We start from the raw sequence: 6,000 nt of genomic DNA on the forward strand, positions 1-6,000 counted from the left end.
GCCCCATCCCCCTCGCAAGAGACGACGCAGGACCATGTCATGGTTCCTTAGCCGGCAGAAAAGTGGCCGGCCAGAACACTCCCCTGGTTCCGTTAACTGGCTTTTTGCGACGATACCGATCGACATAACGATTGTCCAGCAAGTTGATGGTTTCTTACGTGATCTTAAGCTGCGCGAATGGCGTCTTAATATTCCGCAAATGTTCGTGCCGGAGAGTAACGATTTTCCGGGCCCAGGGTGTGCAATCGCCTCTAGTACAGAAACGCATCCTCCGGCGAATGATGCAGTTCGAACGAAATCGCCTCGCCGATCAGTTGTTGCCACGCTTGCAATTGTGTTGGCGACAGCACGGTCAAAATTTCCACCACGGTTTGCTTCATTGTGTCGCTGATTTCTCGCGACCGCGGCGGACCATGTCCCGGGCCGCCGCCAAAGTCGTGATAGTGATCGTGGAACGGTGGCTTGTGATCGAATCGTGATTTGCGTTCGAAGTCTCGGCGCTCGTCGGCGGATCGTTCATCGTCTGCGTCGTCCGCGAGCGGCACTTCAAAGGCGACGCGCCCATCGTCCACGGCTATGGCCGTCGACGTTTCACCAGTTCGAGGTTGCGGTGCCGCGCTCCCCCGCGCCGATTTAGGCATCTTTGGTTTTGGGGGCGGCCCGTCGTGCCAGTCAGGCGGGCCACCACCACCCGGAAATGGATGGTCGCGCATTTCGCCTCCTCGGCGATGCGGTGCGTGCTTCTCGATGATGTCCACGATCTGCTTGCGCTGATCGGTCGACAACGCGAGCACTTCAATGACCTCGGGGCGTTTGAAGGCAAAGGGCCCTTGCTGCTGCAGCGAAATCTGCCGAAGCCTTTTCATCCGCGCCGAACCCACGACGTCGGTGATTTGCATTTCGTGCAAGCGCAGAGTCTCGGCCAACTCGTGCTGCCGCTGTTCGCGATTGAGCTGGGGATCGTTCGCCGTTTCGGCTCGCTGTGACCAGAGCTGATCGATCAAAGCCTCGACCTTAGGACGCTGTGCGGGATCGATCTCCAGTTCTTCCTGCACGCGTTCATCGGTCAGCAACATCAGCGGGCGGACGCTGCTTAGCGCTGATAGTTCGTCGATGATTTTTGAAACCCACTGCCGGCTCGCGGCCAACTCGGCTTGGACGGCACCGTCGTTACGATGACGCTCGAGGAACGTCTCGTAATAATCCAAGGCGGTTTCCAGGAACTTGCGCCGCAACTGATACATCGACGGTTTGCTAACCAGTTCCTCTTCGCCCAGTTGCGTGAAGGTGTCGACAGCCTGCCGTGCTTGCAGGAAGCTTCGCTCAGCCGCGGCCCGCTCCTCGACCACCCGCTGATAGGCGATCTTGGTCTTGGCATGCTCGCGGGCGATCAAAATCGTGCTCGCCAAAAAGCCGACGGACGTGATCACCAGCAGCAATATGCCCGCCGCCACCAGGGGTTTGTGACGGCGCGCCCATTTCACCAACCGGTCCAAGGCGCTCGGACGCCGGGCTTGAATCGGTTGATGTTCGAGAAACCGCTGCAGATCATCAGCCATGGCCTGCGCGGTCGCATAACGATCGCCGGGCGCTTTGGCCATTGCTTTCAGTAAGATCGTCTCCAGATCGAGCGGAATCGACGGATCGATCGTGCGTGGCGAAACAGGCTCGGCAATCGCGATCTGTCGCACCAGGACCCGACCATCCGAATCGTCGAAGGCCGGCGTCAAGGTCAACATCTCGTACAGCGTGACCCCGAGCGAATAGATGTCGGTGCGATGGTCCAGCAGGACACGCTTGCCGGTCGCCTGCTCGGGACTCATGTAACGAATTGTGCCCGGCAGATTGCCCGTCAGCGTCAAGCCACCTTCGGCTTGAAACTGTGCGAGCCCGAAATCGGTGATCCACAGCTTGCCTCGCTCGTCGAGGAGCAGATTGCCTGGCTTGACGTCACGATGAATCACGCCCATCTGGTGCGCATGCTCAAGCGCTTCGGCCGCTTGCACCCCCAACCGGGCCGCGGTTTGGAAATACGAGGTCCGCGATGCCTTGCGCTCGGCCGAGCGGCGTCCCGTGAAGGGGGCCGTGTCTTGAGCAAACGCGGTGTCGCGGTCGTGTTTGACCGGATTGGCTGGCGATTCAGGGCGGCGGTGCCGCGCGCCTGCTGCTGCAGCGGATGGTCCTTCGGCTTTGACGATCACCCAGTCTTCGGTCTGCCTGGCATCCACGGCGCCGGGCTGTCCGTTCTCACCACGCGCGGCGTGCGCCATTTCCACAATTACGGCCGATAGCGTTTTCCCTTCGATCAACTGCATGGCGTAGAAATGGACGCCACGCTCGCAACCGACGGCATACACCGGCACGATGTTCGTGTGGTGCAGTTGCGCCGCGGCCTGGGCTTCGTTCTTGAATCGCTGCAAACGCGTCGAGTCTAACGCGGATGCGAATGGCAGCACCTTCAAAGCTACGCGCCGGCCCAGCGACAATTGCTCGGCTTCGTAGACAACTCCCATGCCGCCGCGCCCAAGCTCGCGGATGATGCGAAAATCTCCCAGCGCCGCGGGTAGCGCCACGGGACTCGAGTATGCGGCGTCGTCTCCCGGATTCAGCCGCAACCGCGGCGCTGCGGCCAGCACCAAGGCCAGACTATCCAAGCATGCCGCGAGCGCCGACGAAATATCCGAGTACCGGGCCAAGAACTCCTCGCGATCCGGAGGGTCGCCCGCCTCGATCGCGGCCACATACTCGTGCAAGGCGCGGGCAACCCGCGGGTCGTCCGGGCTGTCGTCGACGTAGCTGGCACGCGGATTTGAGTCCAGCGCGTCGGGGCGTGTCATGTTGTTGGCGTCAGACGTCACGCCGTCGCTCCCATTTCTTGACGCAACCGCGCCAGGCCGCGCACCCACAGTTTTTGTACGCTGTCCTCGCTACGCCCCATGCGTGTGGCGATTTCAGCAAACGCGATGCTTTCGAGATGACGCAATACGATCACTTCGCGATAATCTTCCGGCAGCCGGTCCAAGGCATCGGCCAGCATCACGGCGTGCTCGCGGCGTGAAGCATGACTACTGGGGCTTTCCTGAGCCGAGACCAACTGGAAGTTCATGATTGCGGACGATTGATTGATCTCGTGAACCATGGCTCGCTCGAGTCGTATGTCGCGTCCCTTAGTTCCCAGGTAGTGCCGCACCAGGTTCGAAAGCCGGGCTCCAAGAATCTGCCGCAGCCAGGAAACGAATTCCGCCTCGCTCTGGCCGCGAAACTGCGCGAAATTTCGATGTGCTTCGAGAAATGTCTCCTGCACAGCATCAGCCGCGTCCACCTTCCCTTGCAGGCGACGACCTATTTGCACACGCGCCATCAACGCCAGGTAGCTGCGATATAACTCGAGCAGTTGGCCCAGGGCACCCTCACTGTTGCGCTTAGCCAGCGCAATCAGCTCATCAGGGTTCGGGCCAGATTCAGAAACTGTCATTAAATAAGCGTCGGGCTGATCCGGGGCCGGTAAGCCCCGCTTGCCAGTAGGCATCATGAGTCGTTGATTTCGCTCGTTGGGAACCTCGCCCCCGCAAGGCCTCCCATCAATCGTATCTCGAAGGATCATTCTCCGCTTACTGGCTGCCTGCCGAAATAGTCACCAAAACGGAATCAATCCGCCGCAAGATACCAGGAAAAGTATTCACTCCCCGGCGATCCCACGCTGTCGAGGCAGGAATTCGCGTGTACGGGGGCGCTTCTTCTTGGGCACGGCGCGACGGCCTGCAAACCCAGAAAGGTTGCCAGTAACTCAAGAAATTCCTTCTCGGGCGGCGGTTTTTGCAATCCGCCCGTGACTAACCCATCAGAGAGGCCAAGGCCGCAGGCGGTTCATGATGTGTTGATCCGCTTGCGGCCGAAAATTCCGCGTCCATCAGTCGCGGGACCGCTACGGGGTTGAAACAGAGGATCTAAGGGCTGCGGCGCATTCGCCTGCGGCCTGCTGTAGCAAATCGTTTGCCGATCGAGAGGTCGTCGGCATGCGTTTGCGCGCGGTTGGCCGCGGCGAAGCGCTCGCCCGGCAGCAAGCATTCAAGAGGCCGGCCGGACCAATTCTGCTGCTGCCAGCAGTGCCATCGATCGCCAGGGATGCTAGGAAACGCGGGCCACACACCACAGGCGGCACACCAGGATGTTAGGAGGTCTGCAGATGCAACCAAAGAATCCGCGTAAGAAGTCGTCGTCGTTCCGCCGACTCGGCTTGTGTGAACAGCTTGAGAATCGAGACATGCTCTCCGGTCACGGACTGGCGTTCGGTCCGGCATTACAACAATTCGGTCCATACCTGGGGCTCTCGACCAGCGCCCAGGTATCTGCCCCGACGGTAACCTCGGCGATGACGCATTTGACGTCCTCGACGGCGCAGACCGTGCTCACGACGCAGTTGACGGACGCAAGCGGCACCGCCACGGGCTCGGCCACGTATTCGCCCGGCACCGTCGACGGCACGACGACAACCAGGTTTGCAGTCAGCATTTCCGGCGCGGCCGCCGATACGACGTTCGACGTGTCGCTCGCAGGAACCGTTGTCGGTCAGATTACGACCGATGCAAACGGCGCTGGCAAGCTCGTCTTGTCGAGCAATCCCAGCTCGAGCGAGCAGGCTCTGCCGTCGAACTTCCCCACGTCGATAGCCGCCGGCGCGGCCGTCACCGTGGGAACCCTCAGTGGTTCGCTGGCCACGTCGACCGGCATGCAAGGGGGCTGCGGTGGAGAAGGAGGAGGGCTGAGCGACGTTACGCGTCTCACGGCTCAACTCACGGAAACCAGCAGCACCGCCACCGGCAGCGTCTCGTATTCCACGGGAACCTCGACTGACGGTACGACGGTGACGAAGTTTAAGGTTACCGTCGCCGGCGCCGCGGCCAGCACGACACTGGACGTGGCCATCGACGGCACCGTCGTTGGTCAAGTTACGACTGACACTAATGGTGCCGGCTCGCTGACGCTTTCGAGCGATCCCAAGACCTCGAATGAGCAGGCCTTGCCGTCGAACTTCCCGACAACGCTCGCTGCCGGCAGCACGGTTACCGTGGGAACATTGAGCGGCACGCTGGCGACTCCGACAGCGTCGAGTAGCTCGCATGGATTTCGATCGTTTTTCCGGCGTCATTAGGCAAGCAATTGCAAAAAAGTAGTGGAGAGAGTTTCGGAGGGATTCTTAGCGCTCGGTCGTCGCCTTGATTCAGGCGAAATCATCTGAGTCATACGACGAGTTGAGCGCGACACGAAGCGTGACGACCTGGCCAACGGTGATGACCCGATCACTCGCTAGTCGGGCCCTTTGCCCCTGGGCCTGAAGAGACGTTGGCCGGTCGTCTTTTAACATCGCGGAGGAGGCACAGATGAAGACGGCGCTATTGCTTTCGATCATCCTAGCAAGCCTGCTCGTCAGCCAGGCGTATGCTCAAGGTTGCTCTCGTGGAGGTGGCATGCAATCACCCGGTATGGGTTCGATGATGTCGCCGTTGAATACGAGTCCAGCTACAGCGGCGCTGCAGCAAGCGCAAATGGCGTATCAGTACCAGGCGCAATTGGCCTACCAGCAACAACAGGCACAACTGCAGCAGGCCTATTTGCAGCAACAAGAAAACATGTTGACTGCCAAAAAGCAGGAGAATCGCGAACGCAGGTTGGCCGAGCGGCGCGAGCGCAAGGAATCCGAAAAGGCTCGTCGCCTGGCGGCCAAGGTCAACGCGCTGCAAGAAAAAAGTACCACCCAGCCGAAGTCCGCCCGACCGCAGGAAACCGCGGCCGCGAAGTTCGCCTCGGTGAAATAGCTTGGGTCTACGAGGCCAAAGCATTTGCGCTCAGTAGACGTCGATTAATGTCCATGCGATGGGTCTAAATCCCTCGCCGTCAGGCGAACCCTTGAGGTTTTTCGGTTTGCTATGATCGGGTGATGGAAAAGTACCGGACTGGTTCGCATAGTCGCTTCGACCTGAAGTACCATTTCGTGTGGAT

At 60.1% G+C, this 6,000-nt stretch carries 4 protein-coding genes; 2 read left to right on the top strand and 2 right to left on the bottom strand.

The genetic code is table 11. From position 1 onward, the window contains the following. Positions 1-251 precede the first annotated feature (251 nt). Entirely contained in the window at positions 252-2,858 is a 2,607-nt protein-coding gene (locus VGN12_17860; GenBank protein HEY4311319.1) for a serine/threonine-protein kinase, read from the bottom strand. Continuing rightward, entirely contained in the window at positions 2,855-3,475 is a 621-nt protein-coding gene (locus VGN12_17865) for a sigma-70 family RNA polymerase sigma factor (GenBank protein HEY4311320.1), read from the bottom strand. The genes VGN12_17860 and VGN12_17865 overlap by 4 nt, the downstream gene beginning before the upstream one ends. Before the next feature lie 711 nt (positions 3,476-4,186). On the opposite strand from VGN12_17865, the gene VGN12_17870 reads away from it, so the two are divergent. Together VGN12_17870 and VGN12_17875 are read left to right on the top strand one after the other, a co-directional pair. Continuing rightward, on the top strand, positions 4,187-5,152 hold the full coding sequence (locus VGN12_17870; GenBank protein HEY4311321.1) for a hypothetical protein: 966 nt from the start codon (positions 4,187-4,189) through the stop codon (positions 5,150-5,152). Between the two features lie 229 nt (positions 5,153-5,381). Further along, entirely contained in the window at positions 5,382-5,816 is a 435-nt protein-coding gene (locus VGN12_17875; GenBank protein HEY4311322.1) for a hypothetical protein, read from the top strand. Positions 5,817-6,000 lie beyond the last annotated feature (184 nt).

The organism is Pirellulales bacterium, assembly GCA_036499395.1.
Classification (GTDB): Bacteria; Planctomycetota; Planctomycetia; order Pirellulales; family JACPPG01; genus JACPPG01.

Coding starts and splice junctions, on each gene's coding strand:
- VGN12_17875 (HEY4311322.1), top strand. CDS start 5,382: ATGAAGACGGCGCTATTGCTTTCGATCATCCTAGCAAGCCTGCTCGTC.
- VGN12_17865 (HEY4311320.1), bottom strand. CDS start 3,475: ATGACAGTTTCTGAATCTGGCCCGAACCCTGATGAGCTGATTGCGCTG.
- VGN12_17870 (HEY4311321.1), top strand. CDS start 4,187: ATGCAACCAAAGAATCCGCGTAAGAAGTCGTCGTCGTTCCGCCGACTC.